At 59.3% G+C, this 23813-nt stretch carries 27 protein-coding genes; 18 read left to right on the top strand and 9 right to left on the bottom strand.

The window, feature by feature from the left end; translation table 11 throughout:
- Positions 1 to 3: 3 nt before the first annotated feature.
- Positions 4 to 1158 (bottom strand): DUF3667 domain-containing protein, encoded by a 1155-nt coding sequence (locus tag I5L03_RS00565; protein ID WP_197919767.1) that lies wholly within the window; start codon positions 1156 to 1158, stop codon positions 4 to 6.
- A 79-nt stretch (positions 1159 to 1237) separates the two neighbouring features.
- Between I5L03_RS00565 and I5L03_RS00560 the strand changes: the two genes are divergently transcribed.
- The gene (locus I5L03_RS00560; RefSeq protein ID WP_234034974.1) at positions 1238 to 2059 is read left to right on the top strand and encodes a sterol desaturase family protein; all 822 of its coding nucleotides are present in this window, start codon (positions 1238 to 1240) and stop codon (positions 2057 to 2059) included.
- A gap of 63 nt (positions 2060 to 2122) precedes the next feature.
- On the opposite strand, the gene rpoZ is transcribed toward I5L03_RS00560, so the two are convergent.
- Positions 2123 to 2467: a DNA-directed RNA polymerase subunit omega gene (rpoZ, locus tag I5L03_RS00555; protein WP_197919765.1), complete on the bottom strand. Its 345-nt coding sequence runs from the start codon at positions 2465 to 2467 to the stop codon at positions 2123 to 2125.
- Positions 2468 to 2593: 126 nt separating this feature from the next.
- Here rpoZ and I5L03_RS00550 point away from each other — a divergent pair, with 126 nt between their 5' ends.
- Positions 2594 to 3760: a phospholipase D-like domain-containing protein gene (locus I5L03_RS00550; protein WP_197919764.1), complete on the top strand. Its 1167-nt coding sequence runs from the start codon at positions 2594 to 2596 to the stop codon at positions 3758 to 3760.
- A gap of 13 nt (positions 3761 to 3773) precedes the next feature.
- On the opposite strand, the gene I5L03_RS00545 is transcribed toward I5L03_RS00550, so the two are convergent.
- Together I5L03_RS00545 and I5L03_RS00540 are read right to left on the bottom strand one after the other, a co-directional pair.
- Positions 3774 to 4592, bottom strand: a complete 819-nt coding sequence (locus I5L03_RS00545) for a universal stress protein (RefSeq protein ID WP_197919762.1) — start codon at positions 4590 to 4592, stop codon at positions 3774 to 3776.
- A gap of 90 nt (positions 4593 to 4682) precedes the next feature.
- Positions 4683 to 6203 (bottom strand): replicative DNA helicase, encoded by a 1521-nt coding sequence (locus I5L03_RS00540; protein ID WP_197919761.1) that lies wholly within the window; start codon positions 6201 to 6203, stop codon positions 4683 to 4685.
- Between the two features lie 152 nt (positions 6204 to 6355).
- On the opposite strand from I5L03_RS00540, the gene I5L03_RS00535 reads away from it, so the two are divergent.
- Genes I5L03_RS00535 through I5L03_RS00525 form a run of 3 tightly spaced genes read left to right on the top strand, consistent with a single transcriptional unit; the run spans position 6356 to position 8048 of the window.
- Positions 6356 to 6847: a UPF0262 family protein gene (locus I5L03_RS00535; RefSeq protein WP_197919760.1), complete on the top strand. Its 492-nt coding sequence runs from the start codon at positions 6356 to 6358 to the stop codon at positions 6845 to 6847.
- A gap of 49 nt (positions 6848 to 6896) precedes the next feature.
- A complete protein-coding gene (locus I5L03_RS00530; protein WP_197919758.1) occupies positions 6897 to 7595 on the top strand; it encodes a glycoside hydrolase family 25 protein in 699 nt (232 codons plus the stop codon).
- 42 nt (positions 7596 to 7637) lie between these two features.
- Positions 7638 to 8048 carry a hypothetical protein gene (locus I5L03_RS00525; RefSeq protein WP_197919756.1) on the top strand — a complete coding sequence of 137 codons (411 nt, stop codon included), beginning with the start codon at positions 7638 to 7640 and terminating at the stop codon, positions 8046 to 8048.
- Positions 8049 to 8053: 5 nt separating this feature from the next.
- Here I5L03_RS00525 and I5L03_RS00520 read toward each other — a convergent pair whose 3' ends face one another.
- Both I5L03_RS00520 and I5L03_RS00515 read right to left on the bottom strand, forming a co-directional pair.
- Positions 8054 to 9184 (bottom strand): M14 family metallopeptidase, encoded by a 1131-nt coding sequence (locus tag I5L03_RS00520; RefSeq protein ID WP_197919754.1) that lies wholly within the window; start codon positions 9182 to 9184, stop codon positions 8054 to 8056.
- Between the two features lie 11 nt (positions 9185 to 9195).
- Positions 9196 to 9798, bottom strand: coding sequence for a DUF4136 domain-containing protein (locus I5L03_RS00515; protein WP_197919752.1), 603 nt, complete (start codon positions 9796 to 9798; stop codon positions 9196 to 9198).
- 83 nt (positions 9799 to 9881) lie between these two features.
- On the opposite strand from I5L03_RS00515, the gene galE reads away from it, so the two are divergent.
- The 3 genes from galE to I5L03_RS00500 all read left to right on the top strand — a co-directional run bounded on the left by galE (position 9882) and on the right by I5L03_RS00500 (position 11799).
- Complete coding sequence (gene galE, locus I5L03_RS00510) at positions 9882 to 10892, top strand: UDP-glucose 4-epimerase GalE (protein WP_197919751.1); 1011 nt, start codon at positions 9882 to 9884, stop codon at positions 10890 to 10892.
- A gap of 88 nt (positions 10893 to 10980) precedes the next feature.
- The gene (gene ykgO, locus I5L03_RS00505) at positions 10981 to 11106 is read left to right on the top strand and encodes a type B 50S ribosomal protein L36 (RefSeq protein ID WP_007165381.1); all 126 of its coding nucleotides are present in this window, start codon (positions 10981 to 10983) and stop codon (positions 11104 to 11106) included.
- Positions 11107 to 11178: 72 nt separating this feature from the next.
- Positions 11179 to 11799, top strand: coding sequence for an HAD family hydrolase (locus tag I5L03_RS00500; RefSeq protein ID WP_197919750.1), 621 nt, complete (start codon positions 11179 to 11181; stop codon positions 11797 to 11799).
- An 87-nt stretch (positions 11800 to 11886) separates the two neighbouring features.
- On the opposite strand, the gene I5L03_RS00495 is transcribed toward I5L03_RS00500, so the two are convergent.
- On the bottom strand, positions 11887 to 12201 hold the full coding sequence (locus I5L03_RS00495) for a CC_3452 family protein (protein WP_197919749.1): 315 nt from the start codon (positions 12199 to 12201) through the stop codon (positions 11887 to 11889).
- A gap of 153 nt (positions 12202 to 12354) precedes the next feature.
- On the opposite strand from I5L03_RS00495, the gene I5L03_RS00490 reads away from it, so the two are divergent.
- The 3 genes from I5L03_RS00490 (at position 12355) to I5L03_RS00480 (ending at position 14313) form a co-directional block, all read left to right on the top strand.
- Positions 12355 to 12852 (top strand): winged helix-turn-helix transcriptional regulator, encoded by a 498-nt coding sequence (locus I5L03_RS00490; protein ID WP_197919747.1) that lies wholly within the window; start codon positions 12355 to 12357, stop codon positions 12850 to 12852.
- Positions 12824 to 13123 carry a hypothetical protein gene (locus tag I5L03_RS00485; protein ID WP_197919745.1) on the top strand — a complete coding sequence of 100 codons (300 nt, stop codon included), beginning with the start codon at positions 12824 to 12826 and terminating at the stop codon, positions 13121 to 13123. Before I5L03_RS00490 ends, I5L03_RS00485 begins: the two co-directional genes overlap by 29 nt.
- Positions 13124 to 13419: 296 nt before the next feature.
- The gene (locus tag I5L03_RS00480) at positions 13420 to 14313 is read left to right on the top strand and encodes a DUF5694 domain-containing protein (RefSeq protein WP_234034973.1); all 894 of its coding nucleotides are present in this window, start codon (positions 13420 to 13422) and stop codon (positions 14311 to 14313) included.
- A gap of 86 nt (positions 14314 to 14399) precedes the next feature.
- Here the strand turns inward: I5L03_RS00480 and I5L03_RS00475 are convergent, their stop codons facing one another.
- Complete coding sequence (locus I5L03_RS00475; RefSeq protein WP_197919741.1) at positions 14400 to 15896, bottom strand: YifB family Mg chelatase-like AAA ATPase; 1497 nt, start codon at positions 15894 to 15896, stop codon at positions 14400 to 14402.
- A 128-nt stretch (positions 15897 to 16024) separates the two neighbouring features.
- Here I5L03_RS00475 and I5L03_RS00470 point away from each other — a divergent pair, with 128 nt between their 5' ends.
- The 6 genes from I5L03_RS00470 to yihA all read left to right on the top strand — a co-directional run bounded on the left by I5L03_RS00470 (position 16025) and on the right by yihA (position 20402).
- A complete protein-coding gene (locus I5L03_RS00470; RefSeq protein ID WP_234034972.1) occupies positions 16025 to 16807 on the top strand; it encodes an alpha/beta hydrolase in 783 nt (260 codons plus the stop codon).
- 69 nt (positions 16808 to 16876) lie between these two features.
- The gene (rpmH, locus tag I5L03_RS00465; RefSeq protein WP_160674864.1) at positions 16877 to 17011 is read left to right on the top strand and encodes a 50S ribosomal protein L34; all 135 of its coding nucleotides are present in this window, start codon (positions 16877 to 16879) and stop codon (positions 17009 to 17011) included.
- Between the two features lie 305 nt (positions 17012 to 17316).
- Positions 17317 to 17697, top strand: coding sequence for a ribonuclease P protein component (gene rnpA, locus I5L03_RS00460; RefSeq protein WP_197919737.1), 381 nt, complete (start codon positions 17317 to 17319; stop codon positions 17695 to 17697).
- Positions 17694 to 17951 carry a membrane protein insertion efficiency factor YidD gene (gene yidD / locus I5L03_RS00455; protein ID WP_197919735.1) on the top strand — a complete coding sequence of 86 codons (258 nt, stop codon included), beginning with the start codon at positions 17694 to 17696 and terminating at the stop codon, positions 17949 to 17951. Before rnpA ends, yidD begins: the two co-directional genes overlap by 4 nt.
- A 6-nt stretch (positions 17952 to 17957) precedes the next feature.
- Positions 17958 to 19733, top strand: a complete 1776-nt coding sequence (yidC, locus tag I5L03_RS00450) for a membrane protein insertase YidC (protein ID WP_197919733.1) — start codon at positions 17958 to 17960, stop codon at positions 19731 to 19733.
- Positions 19734 to 19760: 27 nt separating this feature from the next.
- A complete protein-coding gene (gene yihA / locus I5L03_RS00445; protein WP_197919731.1) occupies positions 19761 to 20402 on the top strand; it encodes a ribosome biogenesis GTP-binding protein YihA/YsxC in 642 nt (213 codons plus the stop codon).
- 206 nt (positions 20403 to 20608) lie between these two features.
- On the opposite strand, the gene I5L03_RS00440 is transcribed toward yihA, so the two are convergent.
- Positions 20609 to 22819 (bottom strand): EAL domain-containing protein, encoded by a 2211-nt coding sequence (locus tag I5L03_RS00440; protein WP_197919729.1) that lies wholly within the window; start codon positions 22817 to 22819, stop codon positions 20609 to 20611.
- 308 nt (positions 22820 to 23127) lie between these two features.
- Here I5L03_RS00440 and I5L03_RS00435 point away from each other — a divergent pair, with 308 nt between their 5' ends.
- A complete protein-coding gene (locus tag I5L03_RS00435; protein ID WP_197919727.1) occupies positions 23128 to 23805 on the top strand; it encodes a glutathione S-transferase family protein in 678 nt (225 codons plus the stop codon).
- Positions 23806 to 23813 lie beyond the last annotated feature (8 nt).

Genomic DNA, 23813 nt, shown 5'->3' with positions numbered 1-23813 from the left:
AGGCTAATAAGCGCCCAGCATTAGCAGCAATTGGACGAACAGTATGATCACTATCCAGATGAAAATGCTGAGCACCATGAGCCGCCAGAACGCACTAAAGCGGCTGAGCTCATAGGCGTGACGCAGCTGCTTGTAGAGGTGGATTGGCGGGATCACGAACATTGGCAAAAGCCACGCTGCTTGGCCGAAACCGGCGACTCCCAGCACCGATAGGATGATAAACAACAGCGTCACGAAGCTGAGCGAATAGGTGATGAAAATCGCGTGATCGTAAGCTTTGAAGCGCCGCTTCCAGAAGAATAGCAACCAGACGAATGGGATCGAAATGGGAATCAGAAGCCAGCTGAATTTGTAAGCATTGGCCTGCAATTTATAGAGCATGAGCCCAGGGTTCTCATTCCACTTGGCGAGCAGCCCTTCGTCAAGGAAATCGACGCCCGTCATCTCGCTCTCTTCTGTTTCGACCTGCACCATGCTTTCAGGGAGAGATTGGCTCGGCTCAATGCCCCCTTCAATTTCGGATGCGATGTCTCTGAGCTGCTCCTGCCCCGCTTCAAGGTTCGCTATGTCTGCGTCGGCCTGAGCGAGTTCGTCTTGAAGACGAGCAGTAAGCGCACTATTCGGATCCTCGGCGCGCGCTTCTTCGAGATTGCGCGCAGTCGTGTCGCGCTCCTCACGCGCCCGCTCCAGATTGTCGGTCACATCCTGAAGGGCGATTTCCGTATTCCATACTCTGCGCGGATCATCGAGATCGAGTGAGGAGGTGGAGAGGCCAGCCACTTGAAACACGGCGAACATCAGGAAGACCGTGAACAGGAACAGCGCCATGGGTGATACGAAGCGCGCCCGCTGGCCTTCAATATAGCGGCGCGTCAGCTGGCCCGGCCTGAAAATCAGCAGAGGCAGAGTGCGCCAGAACTTGCCTTCGAAATGCAGCGCGCCATGCACAAGCTCGTGCAGGAAAGCACCGATTGTGCGGTGCACGTGTCCGCGCTGCCCGCAGGCGTGGCAATAGGCACCAGTGAGCGGCGTACCGCAATTCTTGCAGGCATCGGGCTGATCGGGATGCGGCAGTTTGGCTCCGGAATCAGGCTCGAGCGCGCGCGAAAACAATCCGCCCTCCACCACGCTGCCGATACCGCCCAGAATGTCGCTCATGCTGATCCCCGTCCCTGGTCACTGCCCACTATAGGCAGCGCGGAGCGAGACACAATCGGCCCTTCTTGTGAAAGGCGCGATGACAGACCACATTGCGGCTATGCCCGGCACAGACAGTATCTCGCCCACCATCGGCCTTGCCATCATGGCAATCGCTTTTGCGGTGCTGGCTCTCGCCGAGTGGCTGTTGCCGGTGCGGGATCGTGAGCAATCACAACCGCGCCGCTGGTTCACCAATCTATCCCTCTTTGCGCTCGATACGCTGCTGATCCGCCTGGTTTTCCCGCTGGCGATGGTCGGCGGAGCGCTGTGGGCGGCAGAAGCGGGCTGGGGCCTTTTCAACACGATCGCTGCGCCATACTGGCTGGCCTTTGTCGCGACATTGCTGTTGCTCGATCTGGCACTCTACCTGCAGCATTGGGCGACGCACCGCGTGCCGCTGCTCTGGCGGCTCCACCGCGTCCATCACAGCGATCGCGATTTTGACGTGACCACGGCTGCGCGTTTCCATCCGGTCGAAATTGTCCTGTCGATGCTCTGGAAGATGGGGGTGGTCATTGCGCTCGGTGCGCCGGCGCTGGCGGTTTTCGTTTTCGAGGTCGGCTTTGCTGTCGCCACCCTATTCACCCATGCAAACTTCGCATTGCCCGAGCGCTGGGATCGCGGAGTTCGCAAACTGCTCGTCACACCCAGCATGCACCGCATCCACCATTCAGATCGCGAAGTGGAGACGAACAGCAATTACGGCACTGTCCTAACTCTATGGGACAGGCTGTTCGGCACCTATGTCGCGAGCGGACGAGAGGGTCAGCGCGGCATGACCATCGGGCTGAAGGAATGGGAAGGCGATCAGACATCGCGCCTCGGCTTCAGCCTCTGGCTACCTTTCACCCGCCGCTAAAAACAAAAAGGGCCGCAACCCGAAGGCGCGGCCCCTTTATGCTTATCGCATGATCCGAAAAGATCAGCCGTCGTAATCGGCACCGATCGACGTCGAACGGGTCGGCGCGGCAGCGGAAAGGCGCATGGCCTCTGCCGACTGGCTGAGCGAACCGACATCATCGGCCTCGTCTTCATCATCCGGCAGGATCTGCTGCAGCGACTGCACCAGCGATTCGTTCAGGTGCTTCGGCTTCACCGTTTGCTCGGCGATTTCGCGCAGGGCCACAACCGGGTTCTTGTCACGATCGCGATCGAGGGTGATTTCGGCACCGCCCGAAATCTCTCGCGCACGCTGTGCGGCCAGCAGGACGAGGTCAAAACGATTTGGAACTTTGTCGACGCAATCTTCGACTGTAACGCGCGCCATGGGCACTCCGATATTCTGGTGTTGTCGGAAAGAGCCGCAAATAGGCGGTGAGGGAACAAGGGTCAAGGTCTTTGCGTAGAGGCAGCGGTGGCCCAGTTCCCGCCAAAGGCCATTGAAGGACCACCTATGTACGCCGAGCCCGATGCCTGCCAGCATGATTTCCCCGAACCCTTCACGGTAGAGGCGCAAGGCCACACGCTCACTTTCATGCCGGACGGCGCCCATCGCTACGTCGCGCTTCTCGCTTTCATCAGCGATGCGAAGCACAAGCTGGAAGTGTTTTACTATATGTTTCAGGATGACGCCGCAGGCGGCCCGGTGCGCGATGCACTGGTCTCGGCGGCGGAGCGCGGGGTCGAAGTCACGCTGATTGTCGACCGCTTCGGCACCGATGCGGAGAAGAAGTTTTTCCAGCCCATCGTCGATGCCGGGGGCAGTTTTTGCTTCTTCAATCCAAAGGCCACGCGCCGGTACCTGATCCGCAACCACCAGAAGATGTGTATCGCCGATGAAGAAAGCGCGATTGTCGGCGGATTCAACGTGTCGGAAAACTATTTCAAGCCGCCGGAAGAGAATGGCTGGACCGATCTCGGCGTCCTTCTGCGCGGGCCGATTGTCGATAAATTACGCGAATGGTTTGCGCAGATTCGAGACTGGGCGAGTGATGACGACGCACATTACCGCGCGGTGCGTAAAATGGTGCGTGATTGGGAGCCGGGCGATGGCCCGGTTCAGCTTCTTGTCGGCGGCCCTACACGCGTGCCCAGTAACTGGGAAAATTACATCAAGCGCGATTTCAACGATGCCAAGCGGCTCGACATGGTGATGGCCTATTTCTCGCCGCCGCGCAGCTATCGGCGCCTAATCCGCAAGCTTGCCAAGCGCGGGGAAGTGAATCTTGTGATGGCAGCGAAATCAGACAATTCTGCCACCATCGCCGCCGCGCGCTCAACCTATGGCAAGCTGCTGAAGGCAGGGGCAAACATTTATGAATTCCAGCCGAGCAAGCTGCATATGAAGCTGCTGGTGGTCGATGATTGCACCTACTTCGGCAGCGCCAATTTCGATCACCGCTCGATCCGCCTCAATCTCGAATTGATGTTCCGGATCGAGGACGAGGATCTTGCGAACCGCATTCGTGAATATATCGACACGCTTCAGGACGTGTCGGAACACATCACACCGGAACTGCATAGCAAGCGCACAAATTCATGGGAGCGCTTAAAACGCTGGATCGGCTGGAGCCTCGTATCGGTGGTCGACTATACGGTGACGCGGCGCCTCAACCCGTAAAGCCCCCCGCTTATCAGTCAGCGACGCGGGGGCCGATAATCACCGTATCCGCTATGCTGGAGGTCAGCAGGCTGTTCGCCTGACTGCCGATCGTTGCGTGCCGAAACCCCGTTTCGCCGTGCGAACCGAGAACGACCAGATCAATGCCTTCACGGGCGATCAGCGTATTGATCGCGCTGGTCAGCATACCCTTTTCGACATGGGTCGTGATACGGCTTTGCACTTCATCGGGCAGTGCTTTCATGAACTCATCCATCTTCTCGCGCGCATAGCCGCTGATTTCTTCGGTGACATAGGCGGCGTTATTCCAGGCAGCGTAGGGCACATGGAAAGCGTGCAGCAGATGGAGTTTTGCGTCCGGAAACATCTCCGCTGCCCAGCGCGCTGCCCTGACGGAAAATTCGGAGAAATCGGTGGCGATGGCGATCGTTTCATATTCACGCTGCGGCCGCTTCTTAACCACCAATACCGGCAGATCCGTGCGGCGGATGCAATTGTCTACTGCAGTGCCAAGGAAATAGTCGCCAATCGAATTGTGTCGCGCCACGCCCAGCACGATCAGCTCCGCATTTTTCTCATCGGCATATTCGCCAATAGCATGGGGCGGGCTGCCACTTTTGTAGGCGAACTGCACACCCTGCGCGCCGCGCGGCAAGACTTCGCGCAATTGCGCATCGAGATCATGGCCGTCGTCGGTAGAGTAGGGAGGCAAATCGCGCGCGTGAAACACGATCACCTCGCGGCCAAGCTGTTCACCTAGCGCAATGGCACGGTCGATCGCGCGGTCTGCACGAGGTCCGAAATCGGTTCCGGCGATAATGGGGCCTGACATGACAAATCTCCTCCTGTGATGAGTCGACTATGCCCTGCTGAGACTATCAGCGATTTGATCTGGCGCAAATTCGCGCGCTTTTCACAGAGATCACTCGAACCCGTAGTCCGAATAATCCTTCATATTGGGCGAGGTGAATTTGGTGAACTCGGCTTGGAAATGCAGCGGGACATTGCCGGTGGAGCCGTGACGCTGCTTGGCGACGATCAGCGTCGCGCGATTGGCAAGCTCCTCCATTCGGCTGGCCCAGACGGAGTATTTCTCCTTGTCGGCTTCCGAACTGGTTTCGGTCGGGACATCGGGGCGCAGCGCCTCGTGGTAATATTCGGCGCGGAAAATGAACCACACCATATCGGCGTCCTGCTCGATCGATCCTGATTCGCGCAGGTCGGAGAGCATGGGGCGCTTGTCCTCGCGTTGCTCCACCGCACGGCTGAGCTGGGACAGCGCGATCACCGGAACCTGCAATTCCTTGGCCAAGGTTTTCAGGCCGCGGCTGATTTCGGAAATCTCGTTCACGCGGTTGTCATTCGCGCGGCCCGAGCCCTGGAGCAATTGCAGGTAATCGATCACGATCAGCCCGATATCGTGCCGCCGCTTCAAACGCCGCGCGCGGGCGCGCAGGCCGGAAATGGTCAGCGCAGGCGTGTCGTCGATGAATAGCGGCAGCTCGGCAAGACGCTGCGCGGCAAAGGAAAGCTGCTGGAATTCAGCTTTTGAAAGCTTACCCATGCGCAGCGCTTCCGAAGAGATCTCCGCCTGCTCTGCCAGGATACGCGTCGCCAACTGGTCGGCGCTCATTTCCAGGCTGAAAAAAGCTGTCGGCGCGCCGTAATTGTGCGGCCCGCCATCGCGCATCCAGTTGAGATGTTCTTCGGCGCAATTGAAGGCGATATTGGTGGCGAGCGAGGTTTTCCCCATTCCCGGGCGACCGGCGAGGATCACAAGGTCCGAATTGTGCAAGCCGGCCGTTTTGCTGTCTAGCGAGGCGAGGCCGCTTGTCTTGCCAGACAGCCCGCCGCCCGAGCTCATCGCGGCTTCGACCATGCGGATCGCTTCCATGGAGGCGGCGCGGAAATTGGTTTCCGCTTTCTCGCTCGTCGCCCCTTCGGCCACTTGGAAGAGGCGCGCCTCTGCGCCTTCGATCTGCCTCATCGGCTCGACCTCTTCGGAGGTATCGAGCGCGCCTTCCACCAGATCGCGACCCACGCTCACCAGCTCGCGCAAAAGCGCCAGATCGTAAATCTGCTGCGCCATTTCACGCGGGGCGAGCAGGCCCTGTCCGTCGGCGGTCAGCTGCGCAAGATAGGCGGTGCCGCCCAGTTCGGCGAGGCCCTCGTCATCCTGGAAGTAGGGTTTGAGCGTCACCGGAGTGACGACCATCTGCTTTTCGACGCCGATCAGTATGCGATCGAAAATCCGCTGGTGGATCGGCGCGTAGAAATGCTTGGCCTGAAGCTCCACCGGCAGCTCTTCGAGTACGCGATTATCAATCAGGACTGCGCCGATAAAGGCGGCTTCCGCCTCAAGATTGGCGGGAAGCGCGCGGCCTTTCGGCTCGCCATCGGCGGGTTTCGCGTCGGTTTTGATAAGGAGATCTTCGTCTGACATTGTGGGAGCCTTATTGCGTGGCGCGCGGGCTGCGGGCAAGCCTTCGCGCTCTGCAAATTTGCACCACCCCCTGTGGAAAGCGGGGACGATTGTGCATCCCATCCTTTTCGCAATTGCAATGTGGGGCGCGGCTGGGCCAAGAGAATGCTGTTATGGCGCAGGACGAAGACCACCGGATCGATCGCATCACGCTTGATGAAGCGACGGTGATCGCGCGCAATGACGATATCGAAAAAGAGCGCGAAGTGGCTCTACGTGATCTGGTCGAGGATAATCTCTTCCGCCCACTGCGGGCCGAGGAAGCGGGGCATTCGGGCCCGTGGCATGTGCATCTGGCAATTATCGACGGGATGCTGGCGCTGCACCTGTCTGATCGCGCAGGCGAATCGGCAGGTACAATCGGCCTTGGCCTTGCGCGCCTGCGCCGGGTGGTGCGCGATTATTTCGCGATATGCGACAGCTATTACAAAGCTTTGCGCCGCGCCTCCGCTCAGGAAATCGAAACGATCGATATGGCGCGCCGGGCCATCCATGATCGCGGCACGCGGCAATTGCTCGATTCGCTGGAAAGCAAAGTCGAAACCGATTTCGAGACTGCGCGCCGTCTTTTCACATTAATTTGCGTGCTGCATATCAAGGCCTGAAACCAGACCTCAAGAGCAGCAAGCGGCAGGAAACAAACAGGGACGCCCGATGGGCAAGAAAAAGAAATCCGTGCTGCGCTTCTGGATCGAAGCCCTGCTGCTCATCGCCCTTATCGGCGTCGGCGTCGGCCTGTGGTGGCACAGCAAGAATTGGGCACCGCCACGCGCCGAATATCCGGTGCAAGGCGTGGTGATGGGCGAGGCCGAAGGTATCGTCGATATCTCCGCCCTGCGCACGGCGCGCGCCGATTTCGTCTATCTTGAGGCAAGCAGCGGAGCCGAGGGCCGCGACCAGAATTTTGGCCGCAATCTGGCCGCGCTGACCGAGACCGATATCCCGCATGGTGCGGTCCACACCTATGATCCGTGCATCCCGGCAGAAGAGCAGGCCGCCAATTTCGTAACGATCGTCCCGCGTGATGCAACGCTGATGCCGCCAGCGATCTATCTTAACAAAAAGCCAAGCGAATGCGGCGATCCCGTGTTGGAGGCCGCGCTCGAAAGCGAGCTGACGACGTTCATCAATCAGGTGGAAGGCCATGCCGGGCAGCCAGTGGTTCTGAAGATCAGCGAGGAATTCGCCCGCCAATATCAAATCGCCACCCGGATCGAGCGGAATCTCTGGCTGGAGCGGGACTGGCTGCAGCCCGATTACGCGGGCAGGCCGTGGACGCTGTGGACTGCCAATTCCGCGCTCACCAACGCAGCGAATAGCGAGCCGATGCGCTGGGTGGTGGTGCAGAACTGAGGGGGCTGTTAAGCGCGCCGTAATTCATCAATTGGCATGTTTATGCCGATGAAGATCGGAACTGCTCCTCTTGCGCTTGCTGTCGGGTTCTTCTCGGCTGTGCCAGCACAAGCCCAGCAAGACGGGATTTATATAGTCGATTTTTCAGAGGCCGATGAAGAGCGATCGACAGCCGTGGCAGCGATGCTGGTATCGGCAGCCGAAGAAGTGGCTGACCCTGCTGTAATTTTATGTTCGACGAGCGACGGGGATCGCGGCCATTATCACCGTGAGCAAATGCGCGCTCGCCTCGTCGATGCAGGTGCAATGCCCCAGCGGATAATGGACGCGGGACTTTGCACAACGCTGATTACCGGACGATTTAACGACGATATCGGCGACGGACGCGTTTGGGTCGCGCTATCGACCGTGCCTTACCTAGAGCAATGGCGGCGGCAAACCTTTGGCTATTAGCTTTCCTAGGTCTCGAACCATTCTACCATCGCTGCGAGGCAATCGCGCGCCAGCAGTTTGCAGCGTTCGGGGCTCCAGCCCTGCGCTTCATCCGGCCAATCGTCATTGTCCTTGAACGGCATCTCCAGCGTCATGGCAGTTGCGCCATAGCGCTCTGCAACCTGGTTCGTGCTGACCGTCAAATTGGCAGTGCCCGGCTTTGATTTTGGATAGCCCTTCGCGGTCTGGAAATCGGGGCAGCGGCGATCGAGTATGCGCTGGTAGCGATAGAAGCGCTCACCGAAATCATCGCTCCAGCTGGGAATACCTTCATAGCCTGCGAGGAAGACGGCGGCGATAGCTTCATCGCCATGCACATCCATCGCGAAATCCACGCCGCTTTCGTCCATCGCATTGCGGATGGCGAGCACTTCGGGCGAGCGCTCTGCTGACGGTTCGGCCCATTCGCGGTTGAGGTTCACGCCTTCGGCATTGGTGCGCAAGTGACCGCGGGCGCTGCCGTCGGGATTGCAGTTAGGCACGACGTGAATCTGGCATTTGGCGCGCAGGGCCCGGCCAACGACGTCGGCGGGATCGGTGAGCACTTCGAGCGCGCCTTCCATCCACCATTCGGCCTGCGTTTCGCCCGGATGCTGGCGACCGTAAATCCAGAGCTGCGTCTCGCCTTCGCCCATTTCGAGGCAATCGATCGAGCGCCCGTCAAAGGTCTCGCCCAGGCGGCGATAGGTCACGCCTTCCGCGCTGGCTGCTTCGGCGACGAGATCGTGGTGACGCTCCATCGAATAGGGCGCGAAATAGGCGAAATAGGCCATGTCCGATGCTGGCGTGTAGCGCACGGTCATTGTGCCGCCGTCGGCATCATATTCCGTATCGGCGCGGCCCCAAAAGTCGCGATCTTCCGACACGCAGGCGCGGTATGACGGCCAGCCTTCAGGGTAAGCGGTGTTTTTCAGATCTTCGAAGATGAGCGTGACTTCGTGGCCCACTGCGCCCGAAACGCGAAAGTGGAACCACTGCGCAAATTCGCTCTTGCGGTCCTTCGGAATGCGTAGGCGTGCTGTGGCGCCATCAATGGAAACGATCTCGATATTGCCGCTGTCGAAAGCGGCATCGATGGCAATATCAGTTTGTGACATGAATTCTCTTTTTATTCGACTTCGATGGTTTCGCCGGAATTACCGGGGAAACCTGCAAAAAGCGCGTCCGCCATGCGGGCAGCGGCTGCTGCGTCTTCGGCGAAATCACTATTGCTGGTTGCGACCATGGTTGCGCGGCCTTCCCACAGATTGGTAGTCATTTCGTTACCCTGCAGCGCAACAAAAATCTCCCGCTCGATACGTTCGGGCGGCGGTCCGGAGAGGCTGCCGAGATTGATCCCGATGCCTGCGCCTAAGCCGCTGCCATAGGTTCCGGTCGATCCGCCAGCGCCAACAGTGACAGGAGACCTGCGCCTTTCTTCTGCGCCCACGAAGACCTCGACGGAGACCATCGCCGTCTGGTTTCCATCATCCGGGACAATGCGATAGCCAAGCTCTTCCAGCTCGAGCCGGATGGCATTGGCATAGATTTCATATTCGAGCGAGGCGGCATCGCTGCCGGGCGCTGCGACCACTTCCACCGTGCCCTGACCGAGGAATGCGGGTGTTTCGCTGACAAAGCGCGTGACCTGGACAGGTGAGACATAGGCAGGTGCAGCGCATCCCGTGGCGAGCGCGCAGGCGGCGAGCAGGAAGAGGGGAGATTTCATCATGTGATCTATAACGCACCAAAACGCGAAAGTGCACCAGAACGCAGTAATTGTGCCTTAGCCCTTTCCTGCTAGTGCGCTACGCCATGACGACGATGAAACTTCCCGTGCTGGTGACCGGCGGCGCCGGATATATCGGCAGCCATGCGGTGCTGGCCCTGCGCGATCGCGGCTGGCCGGTTGCAGTGATCGATAATCTCACAACCGGCTTTCGCTTTGCCGTGCACGATGATGTGCCTTTTTACGAAGGCGATATCGCCGATGCGGATCTGCTTGCGCGGGTTTTCGAGGAGCAGGGGACGCGCGCGATCATGCATTTTGCAGGCTCCATCGTGGTGCCTGAAAGCGTTTCCGATCCGCTCAAATATTATCACAACAACACAGTGAAAAGCCGCGCCCTGCTAGATGCGGCTGTGGCAGCAGGCGTCCCTCATTTCATTTTCTCCAGCACGGCTGCGACCTATGGGATCCCCGATGTCTCGCCGGTGACCGAAGATACGGCGACAGTGCCGATCAACCCCTATGGCTGGTCGAAATTGATGACAGAGCAGATGCTCGCCGACACGGCATTTGCGCATGACATAAATTACTGCGCGCTGCGCTATTTCAACGTCGCTGGAGCAGACCCGCAGGCACGCAGCGGGCAGTCGACTGCTGGCGCGACGCATCTCATCAAAGTGGCGGTGGAGGCGGCGCTTGGCCAGCGGGAGAGCGTGGCGGTTTTCGGCACGGACTATGACACGCCCGATGGCACTGGCGTGCGCGACTATATCCATGTCAGCGATCTTGCTGCTGCCCATGTTCTGGCGCTGGAAGAATTGATCGCCAAGCCCGACACGTCGCTGACGATGAATTGCGGCTATGGCCGTGGCTTCTCCGTGCTCGAAGTGCTTGACGCGGTGGACCGGGTGACCAATTTGAAAATTGAACGCGTGATGCAGCCCCGGCGGGCAGGCGATTCCGATTCGCTCGTTTCGGATCCAAGCCGCATCAAGAAAACGCTTCCTTGGGAGCCGCAGCACGCCGATCTCGATGAAATCATCGGCCACGCCCTAGCATGGGAGCGAAAGCTCGGCGAAATCAGGGGAAATGGTTGACTAAGTAAGCTCGCCACCTTATCGGCGCGGCTTGAATTTCCGGCATCGGGGACTATCTCCGGTGCCGTAATATTTTCGGGAAAAGACCATGAAGATCCGTAACAGCCTTAAGTCGCTGAAGAACCGTCACCGTGACTGCCGCGTGATTCGCCGTCGCGGCCGCACCTATGTGATCAACAAGACCAACCGTCGTTTCAAGGCCCGTCAGGGCTAACCGGCGCCGTGCCGCCAGCGTTGCGCGGCACAGGTCTTTTGCAGAGCCTCCGCCAGTGCGGGGGCTTTTTGCATGTCTGAGATCCATTCGCCTTCTGCCGTCGTCTGGGACGTTGGACGCGTGCTGATCCAATGGGATCTGCGCTGCCTGTTCGGGAAGATGATCGACGATCCCGAAGAGCTCGAATGGTTCGTCTCCAATGTCGTGACCGAGCGCTGGCATCACCAGCAGGATGAAGGCCGCTCGCTATCCGAGATGGTGCCAGAACGAATCGCGCAATATCCGCAATATGCTGAGCACATCCGCGCCTATGCGACGCGTTTCAACGAGACCATTCCGGGCCATGTTCCCGGCACGCATGATCTCGTTGTGCGGCTGCATGCGCGCGGTGTGCGGCAATTCGGGCTTACCAATTTCGGCGACGATTTCTGGCCGCTTTTCCGGCCGACCGAAGAGGTCTTTGATGTTTTCGAAGATGTGGTCGTCTCCGGCACGGAGAAAGTCGCAAAGCCCGATCCGGCGATCTATGCGCTGGCGGAAACGCGCTTCGGCCTTCCGCCCTCTGCCCTGTTCTTCATCGATGACAAGGCGGAGAATATCGCCGCTGCCAAAGCGCGTGGCTGGCATGGGCACGTATTCGAGGACGCTGCAAAGCTTGAAGCTGACCTGACTTCCCGCGGCCTGCTCGACTGATCATATAAAAAATGCCCCGACAGCCGCGAAGGCGCCGGGGCAATGAAGTGCCGCCCAGATGGAGAGGGGCGGCGGGATCGGTTCTGATCAGCCGTTGCAGCGCGCCAGCATGGCGTCCGACATCAATTCACCGCGAACCTTGAAGCTGGCGATCTGGCCGACATCGCGGCGCAAGTCCGAGCAGACGCGCAAGGGACGATCGCCGCTGCGTGGGCCGGTGCAGCTCTCGCCATCACAGCGGAACACAACGCCGCCGGCAATCGCGGTTTCCTCTTCAGTGGGCGCTAAGAGAGTCGCTTCGAAATAGTGCTGGCTGGTGCCAGTCGCCTGCGTGGCGGCGGGCGCAGCAAGCGCGGCAAGCGGGAGAATGGCAGAGAGGGCAGCGGCAGCGAAGCGTTTCATGGCGGGCTCCTTGATCGTCGATTAAGTTGCAACTGAAAACCAGTTGTGATTCGCTACCTATAAGTCTAAGTTTCGATTAGCAACCCTTATTCGCGAAAGTTTTTGGCATTCCCGCATTTCTCTGTAGGAGAGGTACGGGACTGAGATGATTGTATGGGCATAAGAGAACCACTGGGCGAGCTTGGCTGCGGCCTCTCGCATGCACTTGAAGTGATGGGAGAACGCTGGTCGTTCCTCATCCTGCGCGCCGCGTTCAACGGCCTGTGTCACTTTGAAGAATTTTCGCAGGAGCTGGGCATTGCCCGCAACATCCTGTCCAATCGCCTTGCCAAGATGGTCGAACACGGGGTGCTCGAACGCACACCGTGTGAAAGCGATCGTCGCAAGGTAGAATATCGCCTGACCGAAAAAGGCCTCGGCCTGCTCCCGGCCATGCTGGCCTTGCGCCAATGGGGCGAAAAGCATGCGGATGTCTGCAATCCGAACCTGGTGCTTGTCGATTGCCGCGATGGTGAGCCAGTGCAGACCATAGGCATTCAGGCGCATGACGGCAGGGCGCTTGGCTGGCACGAACTCGGCTGGCAGACCCCTGACAAGATCGGCACTCCGGTGGAACGGCACGATGGCTACCACACCAAGGAAAACGCCTGACGGGCGCTACATCATCGTCGATGGACGATTATGGCGCGCGAGCAATCCTGACTTGCCCGAAGAGCGCCGCCAACAATTGGTCAACGAGCTGATGGACGCCCGCCGCGCCGTGCGCGATGCCACGGGTGATGAGGACAAAGTGAAAGCCGCCCGCGCCAAAGTGCACGAGGCCAAAGTGGCCCTAGGCGAACGCGGCCCCGTGTGGTGGGACGACGGCGCGCCCGACTACAATCGCAAGCTGGTAAAGAATACGCCTTATGGGGGCGAGTGATCAGGAATGGCAACAGTCGGGTGGGCAGCGGATGGTCGGCAATTAGGTCTCAAAACCAGCCACAAGAAAATTACCATCTTGCGTCGGGTGTTTTGCAGAACTAACACACGCACATGATCAGACGCCTACTTATCTCGGTCCCCTGTCTTCTTGCTTCGATAGCAGCCTCCGCACAACCCTATGAGCGAACGTTTCAGCCCGACGAAATGACTGACAAGCCAGCAGGTCAAGCCAATCAGGTAGCGGTCCTGGGAACTCCTCACTTGAGTGGACTGCCTGACGTTTTCGAGCCCACAATGGTCGCTCCAATTGTCGAGCGCTTCTCGGCATGGTCACCAAACTTCATCGCTGTCGAGACGATGTCCGGGCTCACATGCGAAATGATGCGACAAATGCCTTCCAGATATGCGAGCAGCTTGTCTCGTTTCTGCTACGATACGAGTTCAGCCACCACTGCCGCTGGACTTAACGTGTTCGAAGCGACCGCTTTGATCGAGGAGCGCTTAGCCGATGGTCAGACGGAAAATGCATCCGATCGACGACGAAATGCGCTGCTTTTCCTCGCGGCCGGAGAGCCGGGGTCCGCGCTGGTTCAATGGCTGTATCTCCCGCAAAGCGAACGCAGCGCTCAGGACGGTTTGACAGAAGCACTCGTGGGAGAGCTCGAAGGCAGGCGAGAGCAACAGAGCGAGATCAGTCTCATCGCTGCTCCCATCGCCGTACGTAGCGGACTACAGCGGTTGTGGAGCGTCGACGCCCAAGATTTCTACGCCGGTGCGACTGACTGGGAAGCGTATGGCGCTGCCCTCAATGCGGCTTGGGACAATCCCGCTTCGCAGCAGCGCGCAGAAGATAGGGAAGCCCTTTATTCGTTGCTCGCAGAACCCGGCGCCTTTCTGCAAATGTATCAAGCGTCCAATTCGCCAGAATTTGCTGCATTGGCTTATGAGTCGGATTGGGGCGCTGCTTTGGCTGAACAATCGCAGGGGCAATATGGTCGCAGGTATGTCGCTTATTGGGAGACGAGGAATTTGCGGATGGTTGCCAATATGCGGGAAGTCTTGGGGCGTTCGCCGGGTTCGCGAATGCTCGCGATAGTAGGAGAATCCCACAAAGCCTATTACGAAGCCTATCTCGCGCAAATGCGAGATGTCGAGCTGATTGATGTTCTACCAATTCTGGAGGAATAACTGCAGATCTCTTCGGTTGCTAATGGCTGCTCCCAAGGGCTGAATAATCGCCTAGCTCTGTCCGCGACTAAGGTCGAAAACGGTCACTAAGCCCGCGGCGGCTGCCTGCGATAGCTGAGCGCCTCGGCAATATGCATGCGGCCTACCCCTTCGCTGCCTGCCAAGTCGGCAATGGTCCGCGCAACGCGCAGCATGCGCGTGTAGCCGCGGGCGGAGAGGCGCATCGCTTCGGCGGCCTGCATCAGCAGAGTGCGGCCTGCGTCGTCCGGGCCGGCATGTTGCTCCAGCGCGTCGCCTTCCAGCTCGGCATTGCTGCGAACGCCGCGCGCGGTTTGCAACCGGCGCGCTGCTGCCACGCGGCTGGCCACTTCGGCGCTGCCTTCTGCAGGTGGGGGCAGGGCAAGGTCCGCAGCGGAGACTGGGTCTACCTCCACATGCATGTCGATCCGGTCGAGCATCGGGCCGGACACTTTGCTCTGGTAATCGGCGGCGCAGCGCGGGGCGCGTGAACAGGCGAGCGCCGGGTCCCCCAAATGGCCGCAGCGGCATGGGTTCATCGCCGCGATCAGCTGCACGCGCGCGGGGTAGGACACATGCGCATTGGCGCGCGCCACATCGACCTTGCCCGTCTCCAGCGGCTGGCGCAGAGAATCGAGAACCGCCCGCTGGAATTCGGGCAACTCGTCGAGGAAGAGCACGCCCAGATGCGCAAGGCTGACTTCACCCGGCTTCACTTTCAGCCCGCCGCCCGTCAGCGCCGCCATGCTCGCCGAATGGTGCGGAGCGCGGAATGGCCGCTCCCGGCTGATGCGCCCGCCTTCCAGCGTTCCAGCGACCGAGGCGACCATGCTGACTTCCAGCGCCTCTGCCGGGGAAAGCGGCGGCAGGATGCCGGGCAGGCAGGATGCCAGCAGCGATTTGCCCGCGCCCGGTGGCCCGTTCATCAGCAGATTGTGTCCGCCCGCTGCCGCGATCTCGAGAGCGCGCTTGGCTGTTTCCTGTCCTTTGACCTGTTTCAGATCCGGCCCCGGTGCGGCTTCCTGCACTTCTCCCGGCTGCGGTTCGGCGAGCTGCGCTGTGCCGCGCAGATGATTGAGCAGGCTGGTGAGATCGGGCGCGGCGCATACGCGAATGTCGCTCGCCCAGCGCGCCTCGGGACCTTGGTCGGCGGGGCAGATCAGCCCCAATTCCTGCTCACTGGCATGAAGGGCGGCAAGCAAAACGCCGGGCGAAGCGGCGATGCGGCCATCGAGCGCGAGTTCTCCCACGGCAAGCCATTCGCTCATCGCTTCTGCGTCCACCACACCCATGGCCGATAGCAGCGCGAGCGCGATAGGCAGATCGTAATGCGAGCCTTCCTTCGGAAGATCGGCAGGTGAGAGATTTACCGTGATCCGCTTGGGCGGCAGCGAGAGGCCCATGGCGGAGAGCGCGGCGCGAACCCGCTCCTTGCTTTCACCAACCGCCTTGTCTGCCAGCCCGACGATATTGAACTTCGGCATGCCCAGTGCGAGCGAGCACTGCACTTCCACGCTGCGCGCCTCGAGCCCCAGATAGGCAACCGTGCTGACCATTGAAACCAATGTATTTTTCCCCCTTTGTTCTATGGTGATAGCGGAGAACGCTGCGCTGTCGAGGGGAGGTGTCGTTAATTTAATAGCAACCCCTTCTCTTGGGATTTGCGCAGCATCGGCCTGCCAGTTTGGCTGGTATGTTCCGGCAATTGTCTATTCTCGCACCACTTCTCGCTCCGCTCTGCGCTGGGCCTGCAGCCGCGCAGCAGAGCGAAATCGTGGTGGTGGAGGAATGGGTCGAGGTGCGCGGTGCCGCCCGTTACGTCTCGCCCGAGCACGAGGCGGCAGATCGCGATGCGCTGGCGGCTTTCGGGCCTTTCCGCGTCATCGATAATCGCACGGCTGCGCTAGTCGATATTACCGATGGTCGCACGCCGTCACAATTCGCAGCGATGCTGTCCGCCTTTCCCCAGATCGCCGTGTTGGAATTCATCGAAGCGCCGGGCACCCATAATGATCTCGCGAACCTGCGCGTCGGGCGCATGATTCGCGAACGAGGGCTTGTTACCCGCGCACCTGAGGGTGGATCTGTCCGCTCGGGCGCAGTGGAATTGTTCCTTGCGGGCACCTCGCGCGAAATCGCCGCCGGTTCGAGCTTCGCGGTCCACGGCTGGCTGGACGAATACGGTATGGGAGCAGAAGACTATCCGGCTGGCGCGCCGGAGCATCGCCGCTATCTCGATTATTACATCGACATGGGCATGGACGAGGCGTCTGCGCGGGCTTTTTATGCCATGACCAATTCGGTGTCGTTCGACGATGCGAGATGGCTGACAGGTGCAGAGATGCAAAACTGGCTGAGCGAATCGCCGGTAGCTGCTAACGCCGCTTCGGGTGGCGCGCAGGACGGGCTAGGCACGGAGGCAGAGGCGGTAATTCCCAGGCTCGCCTATCTTGACTTGGACCCCGTCTCGCAGTAAGCGCGCCATCAATGTTTGCGGCCGCCCCCGTTTGGCGGCCCTTTTTGTTCTTATTTGAAGGTATTTGCCATGAAGCGCACTTTCCAGCCGAGCAACCTTGTGCGCGCTCGTCGCCACGGTTTCTTCGCCCGCAAGGCCACCCCGGGTGGCCGCAAGGTCCTGCGCGCGCGCCGTCGTCGCGGTCGCAAGAACCTCTGCGCCTGATTCTTTAGGCTCGCCCATCCGGGCGAGCATCCTCGGTGCTGCTCGCTCCGTCCTTCGGACTGCGCAGCACCTGTGGACGGCCAATTCGGCCTTGCGGGCTCCTCTCGGAGCCCGTTTTTGCGTTTATAGAATAGGGCTCAGTTCGGGCGCGAAGCGACCGACCGAGCGCACGGCGCGACCCGCAAGTGCCGCGCAGCGGGAACGAAGTCCCCGCGGAGCGAATAGCACTGAGGACGAAGCCGCGGATGCGGCTTCGCACAACAAAAGATTCGGCATCGCTCTCTCGGCCCACTATCTCTCGAAACATGACCCCAACGGTCCTCACCAAACGCGCGGATTTTCTCGCGGCGAATCGCGGACTGCGCGTTGCGCGGCCGGGGTTCGTGCTGCTTGTGCGGCCTAATGGCGGCGAGGGAATGCGTTACGGCATCACTGTGACTAAGAAGATCGGAAATGCGGTGGTCCGCAATCGCATGAAGCGGCGCTTTCGTGAGTTGCTGCGCGCCGCACTGCCGGAGCATGGCCTGCCCGATCACGATCACGTGCTGATTGGCCGGGATGGTGGGGTGGAGCGCGATTTTGCGCAGCTAGGCGAGGAGCTGGAAGCCGCTCTCACCCGCGCCCGTGAAGGGAAGGGGGACCCGCCACGCCGTCCACGCAAGGGCAGCAGGAGGCCGCGCCGGTGAAGCGCGTTTTGATCCTCATCGCGCGCTTCTGGCAAGTGGGGCCGAGCCGCATTTTGCCGCCCACCTGCCGCTTCCAGCCCAGCTGCAGCGCCTATGCAATCGAGGCTCTCGAAAGACATGGTGCAATCAGGGGTGGATGGATGACGTTCAAGCGTATAATGCGCTGCCATCCCTGGGGAGGGCATGGTCACGATCCGGTTCCGCCGGCGCGCGGCGCTGCCACGCTTCCCGACACAGATAATCGCGACGGATAATTCATCTTGGACAACCAGCGTAATCTCATTCTCGCCGTAGTGCTGAGCGCAGTCCTGCTTTTCGGCTGGGACTTCGCCATGCGCACCTATTATCCGGAGCCGGAAGAAACGCCTTCCAATATGGCCGGACGTGAGGACACGCAGGCCGCTCGCGCCGATGGGGATGTAGCTGCATCCGGAGTCGGCGGAGATGTGAGCGCGGAAGTCGAGGTCGATCTCGCCAGCGCGCTTGCCAGCAGCGAACGCGTCACCATCGACGCGCCGGAAATCCACGGCTCGATCAATCCGGTCGGCGCGCGGATCGACGATATCGACTTGAAGACACACCGTGAGACGGTTGATGAAAGCAGCGACAATGTGCGCATGTTCTCGCCCGCTGGCACCAGTGCACAGCATTACGCTGCGTTCCGCTGGGATGGCGACGGCGTATCGCTGCCCGGACCCGAAACGGTGTGGAGCGTTACCGAAGGCGACCAATTGACGCAGGAAACCCCTGTCACCCTGTCATGGGACAATGGCGCCGGACTGACCTTCGCGCTGCGCTTCGAAATTGACGAGCACTACATGCTCACCGTCACGCAGGCCGTGCGCAATGCTGGCGCATCGACTGTCGCACTGCGTCCGTTCGCGACTGTCACGCGTACCAGCGAGACTGCCAGCGCCAGCACGTGGAATGTCCACTCAGGCCCGATCGCGGCCACCGGCGAAGGCGTGAATTTCGATTGGGACTATGATGAGGTCCTTGAAGAAGGCCCGATCAATTTCGGCAGCGATACCGACTGGGTTGGCTTCACCGATATCTACTGGCTCTCGGCGCTTATCGCGCAGGAAGGCGAAGCGACCAATGGCTATGTCCGCTCGCTTGGCAACAACCTCTTCCGCTCCGAACTTCTGTATGACGCGGTGAACGTGCCCGCCGGCGAAACCGTGTCGCGCACCACTCGCCTGTTTGCAGGCGCGAAGGAAAGCGGCGTTCTGGACGAATACCAGGCGCAGGGCGTGGAACGCTTCGGCCTTGCTATCGATTGGGGCTGGTTTCGCTGGATTGCCTGGCCGATGTGGCAGGTGCTGATCTTCCTGTTCGGCCTTGTCGGCAATTTCGGCCTCGCCATTATCGGCCTGACGCTCATCATCCGCTTGATCCTGTTCCCGATTGCGCAGAAGCAGTTCCACTCGATGGCTCAGATGCGCGCGGTGCAGCCGAAGATGAAAGCGCTGCAGGAACGTTACAAGGACGACAAACCAGAGCTGCAGCAGCAGATGGCGAAGCTCTACAAGGATGAGAAGGTCAATCCGCTGGCCGGCTGCTTGCCGATCTTCATCCAGATCCCGATCTTCTTCGCACTGTACAAGGTGCTGCTCCTCGCGATCGAGATGCGCCACCAGCCCTTTACTTATATCGAGGATCTCTCGGCGCGCGATCCGGCAACGATCCTGAACCTGTTCGGCCTGCTCGATTTCACCCCGCCGGGCTTCCTCGCGATCGGTATTTTGGCCGTGCTACTCGGCTTCACCATGTGGCTGCAGTTCAAACTGAACCCCGCGGCGATGGACCCGATGCAGCAGCAGATCTTCATGATCATGCCGTGGGTGCTGATGTTCGTGATGGCACCGTTTGCTGCGGGCCTGCTGCTTTACTGGATCAGCAACAACATACTGACGCTGGCCCAGCAGAAATACCTCTATTCGCGCAATCCGCAGCTGAAAGCGCAGATGGAGAAGGAGCGCGAGGAAAAGGCGCGAGAGGCGGAGCGCAAGAAAGCAGAACAGGCGAAGGGATGACCCCCTCGCCGGTTCGGAGGAATTGCAATGACCGAGGAAGAAGAGAAATTGGCGGAGGAAGCGCGCCGCCTGTTTTCAGGCCGTGTGGAGTTTCTGCTATCTGCGCCGCAGCTCAAATTCCTTCCCGAGCCGGACTATCCCGAAATCGCTTTTTGCGGCCGATCCAATGTCGGCAAAAGCTCGCTCATCAATGCGCTGACGGGGCGCAAGGCCATCGCGCGCGCATCGGTAACACCGGGACGCACGCAGGAGCTAAACTTCTTCGAAGTGGGCGAGCCTACGCAGTTCCGCCTCGTCGACATGCCGGGCTATGGCTTCGCCAAGGCACCGGTGAAAGTCGTCGCGAAGTGGAAGAACCTCGTCAAAACCTTTCTGCGCGGCCGCGTGCCGCTGAAGCGGACCATGGTGCTGATCGATAGCCGCCACGGGCTGAAAGATTCAGACCGTGAGATGATGAAAATGCTCGATGAGGCAGCTGTCGGATATCGCGTCGTGCTGACCAAAGCGGACAAGATCAAAGCTAGCGCATTGGAAGCGGTCACGTCAAAGGTCGAAGCCGAAGCGCGAAAGCACGTGGCCGCATTCCCGCAAATTCATGTCACCAGCGCTGAAAAGGGCATGGGCCTCGATGAGCTGCGCGCGGCCCTGTTGCGCGACGTGCGTCTTTAAGGGCGCAATTCGGCGGCCAGATCGCTTCCAAATCGCACATAAAAAAGGGCGCCAGCGGCGCCCTTTTTCATATTGATAAAATCTCTTGGCTGAGGTCAGCTGCGCTGACCGCCACGACCGAAGATCCAATCCCAAATGCTTCTACCCATGGGTTTTCTCCTGTTTGAACAGGATCAAACTGCATTAACCAAAGGTATTTGTAAAGTTTAAACCATGTTTTGCAGAAGCGTCTTAGGGTTATCTATCTGAAATTTAATGATTCTATCGAAATCAACGGGCCGGGAAATGCCAAATCCTTGCGCCACGAGGCACCCGGAATCACGCAAAAGGGTTAACGTTCCGCTGTCTTCAACCCCTTCAGCAACAACGATGATTCGCAGGTCCTTGCCCATCTGAAGGATGGACCGCACGATGCCTTCGGCCTTGGCGCTGGTAGTGATTTGCGAGACAAAAAGCCGATCAATTTTCAGCTCTGAAAACGGCAGCCGCAAAAGTGCCTCGAGGCTGGCGGCGCCGACGCCAAAATCGTCCATCGAAATCTTCGGGCCAAGCTGGCGAAGGCTGGTCAGGACTTCCGCTGCGCGATCGATATTGGAGATACGATAAGTCTCGGTAATCTCCAGCGTCAGGCGACGCGGATCGAAGCCGGTCTCGTCGAGCACGTCCGAGACCATTGTGACGATCTGATGTTCGTGAACCAGCGTGGCCGAAATATTGACCGCAATCGGCAGGTTGAGGCCCTTATCCTCAAAAGCATTGCCAGCCTTGCAGGCCTCCTGAAGTACAAAACGGGTGAGCTGGGTCATGCGTCCTGCGGTCTCGCACTGACGGATGAAATTGTCTGGCGGAATGTGTCCCTTCACCGGGTCTTTCCAGCGCACGAGTGCTTCCACGCCGATAATCTCGCCGGTCTGCACCATCACCTTGGGCTGGTAGGCCAGATAGATTTCGCCGTTCGAAAGCGCTGCATCGATGCGGGCCTGCAACGAGATGTTCCAGATCAGATCGTCATCCGATGCCGTATCGGCGATCGCTATAGGCTCATAAGTCTCATTGGTCTTTTCCGCGACTTCGACCGCCGACGCCAGTCGCCGTGCGACATTGGGGCTGGGTGAAATATCGACGCCGAATGAAATTCCGACATCGACCTGCTGGTCAGCCACAAGCAATGGAGCAGAGAAGAGTGCGCGCAAGCCTTCCAGATGCTCCCGCAACAGGGCCGGGTCCTTCTCGTGCATGACCCATGCGATCAGGTGCCCCTGGCCAAGGTAAATCGTCGCGTCCTGCGTTGCCGCCTTCAGCCGGTTGGTAATGCGCAGCATATATTCGGCATGAAGGTCTTTTGGCAGTGAGCGACGGACCTGCTCGAACCGATGAATCTTGGCGACAATGATGGCGGGTACGGTTTCCGACACATCCCTGTCGGTCTCCAGCGCCGCAAAGCTCGGGAGATTGGTTTCGAGATCGACGAGCGCGAAGGATTCTTTCCAGACGGTCCGCAGGCGGAAAATCGCGAAGATTCCGGCAAAGGCAAGAGCATCGGCGAAGCCCATACGCCAGCCAAGAACGGCGGAAAATGCACTGAATCCGATCAGCGCGACAATCAGCGATGCATAAAGTGCGCGACGGATCGTTTTCTCTGCGACCAAGCCCGCCAACAGTACCAACAGCGCAAGAATTCCCGCGGCAAAGATACCTGGTACAAATCGTGTGTGTCCGGCTTTGAGCGATTCTGCGGCAAAGACGTGCGCGAGAACGGAAGGCACATCTCTGACCCCAGGAATGCTGAATCCTTCAACCTGCGATGCCTCGATGATTACCACCGTTCCCTCGAAGCGTGAGAGATCAGCATCATTTCGCCTCGCCTGTGCAAAGCTCATCGACGGGATGGTGCTCAGATCGAAGGAGTAATTGATCGGGAAGGAATTTGTTTCGGTGGGTTCAACCCCAGCAACCTGCGCTGCAATTGAGGGTTTCATGCCGTCAACGGTGTTAACCTGATATGTTCCTTCCCAATCAAAGCCGAGAAAGTTGGTTATTTTGTCGGAAGCGACCTCTGGGATACCCTCTGCGATTTGCGGGACCGATCGTTTGGTCTCAATCTGCAGGGAAATCGATTCGAAAACCCGCTGAGCAAGGTACGCCTCGCCGCTGAAATTCCGGAGCGAGCTGTTCAGCGTGGAGTCGGCATCTTCCGAAGTTGGCTGAGAAAATACTCCATCAATATAGATTTCGCGCGCGCCTGCTGCGTCCAAACGATCGATCAAATGGGCCAGCTCAACCCTGCGCTCCGGGAAGTTGGCGTCGGTTAGGTCCCGCTCGGTGGAGATATAGCCGACGTCTCCTGACGCATTTTGGGTGGCGCTGAGATTTTGAACTGCCCAGATCGTCTGATCGACGGGATCGAACAGACCCATGACAGCGCAAAGGCACGCTATCAACCCTGCCCAAAGAGCATGCTTAAGGCGTTCAATCCGCCGGGCTTTCGCCCTTCCTGTCGGTTTTGTGCCGACCACTCACACCCCTCATCTATGCGGGACTTGCCCGAAGGTCAGTGGTCGTCATGGCAGAGGATGGTTAACAAACCGGGAAGGCATTTTACATTTCGCGTGATAACCACGTCTGCAAAGCCGAGGGAAACCGTGCTTTTTGATGGGCTTTTGTTCAGCCTCGACAGCGTCAACATTAACCGTTAGGCCTCGCTGAAACGGGGAAAGAGCACTGCATGAAGCTGATTATCGGCAATAAGAACTATTCCAGCTGGTCGCTGCGCGGCTGGCTGGCGGCAAAGCAAAGCGGCCTCAATTTCGAAGAGCTGATCGTGCACATCGCCGGAGAGGACTGGGAGGCGAAGAAGGCGCAGGAAGGCGAATTCCAGCCCTCCAATGGCAAGGTACCGGTGCTGTGGGACGGCGATGTCGTGGTGTGGGACAGCCTCGCCATCATGGATTACCTCGCAGACAAAGTCGGGCGGGATCGCTTTTGGCCGAAAGCCGATGAAGCGCGCGGCATGGCCCGGGCGATGGTCGCGGAAATGCATTCCTCCTACCTCTCGCTACGCCGCAATTGCCCGATGAACATTCGCGCCAAGGTACAAGTCGAACTGAGCGATGAGACTAAGTCCGATATTGTGCGCATCCTCGGCCTGTGGGCAGAGGCGCGGGCGCGCTTCGGCAAGGGCGGGCCATTCCTGTTCGGCACGTTCAGCGCGGCAGACATTTTCTACGCGCCCATCGTCAGCCGCTTCATCACCTACGGTATCAATGTGCCCGGCTTCGCGCAGGCCTATATGCAGGCGGTGTGGGAGCACGACTGGATGCAGCAATGGATTGAGGCCGCGCGATCCGAGGAATGGACAATTTCGCAGTTTGAAATCGGTGATGCGCAAGAGAGGGGCGCTTGAGAAAGCGC

Source organism: Aurantiacibacter sediminis (assembly GCF_016019885.1).
In the GTDB taxonomy this organism is placed as follows: Bacteria; Pseudomonadota; Alphaproteobacteria; order Sphingomonadales; family Sphingomonadaceae; genus Alteraurantiacibacter; species Alteraurantiacibacter sediminis.
The sequence above is the reverse complement of the archived record's forward strand: the minus strand, read 5'-3'. Positions and strand labels throughout refer to the sequence as shown.